The organism is Bacillus thermotolerans (assembly GCF_000812025.2).
Taxonomy (GTDB): Bacteria; Bacillota; Bacilli; order Bacillales; family Domibacillaceae; genus Quasibacillus; species Quasibacillus thermotolerans.
The window spans coordinates 1-1,809 of record NZ_JWJE02000100.1 but is presented as its reverse complement, the minus strand read 5'-3'; the positions used below and the strand labels follow the sequence as shown (position 1 = coordinate 1,809).

The 1,809-nt window shown below is 36.7% G+C and carries 1 protein-coding gene; it reads left to right on the top strand.

The annotated features are described in order from the left end of the window. Positions 1-143: 143 nt before the first annotated feature. Positions 144-1,809 (top strand): IS1182 family transposase (locus tag QY97_RS18790; RefSeq protein WP_039236914.1); only part of this gene is annotated, 1,666 nt, incomplete at its 3' end.

Here is a 1,809-nt window from a genome sequence, read left to right as displayed (position 1 = left end):
AAGAGGCTGGGACAAAACCCCAGTAACTTAAAAATAGGTACTCACCAAAAATGTTGGAGAGTACCTATTTTTTTGCACACAAAAAAGACACCTTTTGATAAAATTAAAGTGACCAAACCATAATTTCAAAAAGAGGTGTCTTTATGTTTAAATATTATACCATGAATCAAGTAGTTTTACCGCTAGATTTAGAAATAAAGTTACAAAAAAATGATATTGCCTTTGCGATTAATGATCTGGTAGAAAGTATTCCTGACGAAGCGTTTCAAGATTTTCTGAGAGAAACTGGGCGTCCTGCCTATCATCCGCGTATGATGTTAAAAATTGTTTTATGTGGGTATACACAATCTGTATTTTCTGGTCGTAAAATAGAAGGTTTATTACAAGATAGCGTTCGTATGATGTGGCTAGCTCAAGGATATGAACCGAGCTATCGCACCATCAATCGTTTCCGTTCGAATCCATCCATTGAAAACATACTACGTGAATGCTTTGTACAATTCCGAAATCAGCTCGTGGAAAAAGAATTGATTGAAGAAGAAGCAATTTTTATCGACGGCACGAAAATTGAAGCGAACGCAAATAAGTTCACCTTTGTCTGGCGGAAGTCCGTTGAAAGATTTAGTGACAAGCTCATTCAAAAATCAAATCAACTGTATGATGAATTATTGGAGAAAGAAATTATTCCAGCGATCGAGCGTGAAAATGATGAAGATTTATCGGTTAAAGAAATGGAAGAAGTTGTTGAAAAGTTAGACGAGAAAATTGGGGAGTACGATAAAAAGATTGAAGCGTGTAAAGTTGGGAATGAACGAAAGAAAACCCGTTCAGAACGTAAATTTCCAAAACAAATTCGAAAGCAGTTTGCAGATTTCATCACTCGTAAACAAAAATATAAAAAGGATATGGAGATCTTTGGAAGCCGCAATAGCTATTCGAAGACCGACTCCGATGCGACATTTATGCGAATGAAAGATGATTACATGAAGAATGGCCAATTAAAAGCAGGCTATAATGTCCAAATAGCGACGGAAGGTCAATATGCACTTGCCTACGATATTTTCCCGAATCCAACGGATACACGTACCTTAATCCCTTTTCTTGATACAATTGAAGAAAAATTCTTTGAACTGCCGGAATTTATTGTGGCTGATGCCGGGTATGGTAGCGAACAAAATTATGAAGATATCATTGAGAATCGTGAACGAACACCACTTATTACATACAATCAGTATCGAAAGGAGAAGAAAAAGAAACATAAATACAACGCTTTTCATGTAGACAACTGGGAATACAATGAAGATGAGGATGCTTATCTGTGCCCATACGGAAGGAAAGTACCGTTTAGTCATTATTCCAAACGAACAGATTGGTATGGATTTACTCGAAAATTTAAAGTCTATGAATGTGAGGACTGTTCGAACTGTCCCCTCCGTGATTTGTGTACGAAAGCAAAGAAAGGTAACAATCGAAAAGTCCAGATAAATGAGAAGTGGGAATCACTAAAAGAATATGTACGTGTGAAGCTTTCAGATGAGAAAACAGGTGAAATTTACGGAAAACGTAAAATCGATGTAGAACCAGTGTTCGGATTTCTGAAGGCTAATTTGGGTTTCACTCGTTTTTCTGTAAGAGGAAAACAAAAAGTGAAAAATGAATTGGGGTTTGCATTTATGGCGGTGAATTTGAGAAAGTTCACCGCAAACAACCCGATACCAATAGCAGACGATAAAAATAATCTATTAAAAAAGGTTCCAAGCAAAATTTTATTGCTTGGAACCTTTTTGAGACTGGTTATGTCCCAGCCTC